Source organism: Massilia scottii, from assembly GCF_030846495.1.
GTDB classification, from domain to species: domain Bacteria; phylum Pseudomonadota; class Gammaproteobacteria; order Burkholderiales; family Burkholderiaceae_D; genus Telluria_A; species Telluria_A violaceinigra.
Map to the genome: position 1 here is coordinate 1 of NZ_JAVCWM010000066.1, position 1,579 is coordinate 1,579.

General features: G+C 61.6%; 1 protein-coding gene. It reads right to left on the reverse strand.

What is annotated here, in order from left to right; genetic code table 11:
- Nucleotides 1-108: 108 nt before the first annotated feature.
- A complete protein-coding gene (locus tag RBA41_RS33265) occupies nucleotides 109-1,305 on the reverse strand; it encodes a tyrosine-type recombinase/integrase (protein ID WP_306628624.1) in 1,197 nt (398 codons plus the stop codon).
- Nucleotides 1,306-1,579: the final 274 nt, after the last annotated feature.

The following is a 1,579-nucleotide window of genomic DNA, read 5'->3' on the forward strand; positions in this document are numbered from 1 at the left end:
CCGGCGGCGTTCGTCCAGATAGCGCTGCACGGCGGCCTGCATCGTGTCGGCGCGGTTCATGCTACGCTCCCCGGCCAGGGCATTGCCACGGCGGCCAGCCGCCCAATGTCAACCTTGGCGTAGAATCATTGAGGTGTCCAGATCACGATGGCGCAACATGTCCGCCACCTCCTTGAGCGTGCCGCCTGCCTCCAACACCCGGCTCGCCAGCGTATGGCGCAAGATGTGCACGCGCGTGTAGGGTAGCCCGCTGCGCCGATATGCCAGCCGCACAGTGTTGCGCACGACGTCCGGACGGATCGGCTCGTCTGTCGGCGCCACGTGACGAACGAAGACGCGCCGATTGACCGTGGTCGGCCGCTCTGATCGCAGGTACGCGGCAATAGCGCGCCCGGTGGTCTGCGGCAGTGGCAGCACATCCAGGCGGAGCGACTTACCCTTGCGGATGCGCAGCGTGCCAGCCTCCCAGTCGATATCGTCGAGTTCCAAGTTGACAACTTCACGCTCAAGCAGGCCAAGATCAACCAGGCAGCGCACCATGGCGTAGCCACGCAAGTGCGATGGCAGCTCTGGTGGGAACGCGTCCAGCAGTCGCGCGACCTCGGTCGGTGACAGGGTCTGCGGTAACGTTGCAAGCCTCCAATGTGCCGGCGACGCAATGACCGGCAGCAGGTGATCCACACAAACCCCATCGAGCGTCAGGAAACGCAGGTAGGCGCGCAGTGCGCCGGCAAGCGAGCTCGCACTGGCGGGACTGATGCGCAAAAGTTCCAGCGCGATGAATCGTCGCAGTTCATCGGCGGACGGCGCCGCCATCGCGTCGGGATCATCGACCGCGCGGAATCGCAGTAGCGCTCGAACTACGCCCAACCGTCGAATTCGTGTGGTCTCGGCCAAGCCTCTTGCGTGCATCATATGGCTGTCGAAGCGTTGGAGTTGCTCCTCGACCGCATCGGGCTGATCACTGTTGATCAGTCCACCAGCATCGGCCAGCGTGATTAGTAACTGGCGTAGTGCGGCTCGAACCTGATGGCGGCAGCGCTGCACCGGAGAAGGGCAGGTGCAGTGGGGTAGGTGTTCGTCAATAAATCGCCGGACAACCGCATCACAAAGGTGTTGTAGGTCAACTCCATGGCCGCGCGCCCAGTGCGCGAAGTGCGCCACGCCGTACACGTACATGCGCACTGTGTTGGCCGCGTAGTGTCGACTGGCCAGACGACAGACGTAGGCAGGTATCAACGGTGCGAGATCGCTCTCGCGAAGCCACGCTGCCGGCACCGGATGAAAGGACTCGAAGGCATCCATGAAGATCTCCTAAAGTGGGGTTACCACCACAGGAGATACCAACTCTTATGTGAAGTCCAGACTTCACTCGCAAGGCAGCAAGCCTCGATACGCCTCGTTGTTCGTGAGGTGAGAGCCGACAAGTTCGCATAAAACTGCCGTTTGCATTATTGCGGTTATGGATAGATGTCCATAACCGCAAGGGTTGGCTGTTTAGCGACACACCTGCTGGTGCGCATGCCAGTGCGGTGATTTACTCGCTCGTGCAAACCGCGAAGGCCAACGGCGTTGAACC

Excerpts from the sequence above, each read along its gene's own strand:
- RBA41_RS33265 (WP_306628624.1), bottom strand. The coding sequence starts at position 1,305 with ATGGATGCCTTCGAGTCCTTTCATCCGGTGCCGGCAGCGTGGCTTCGC.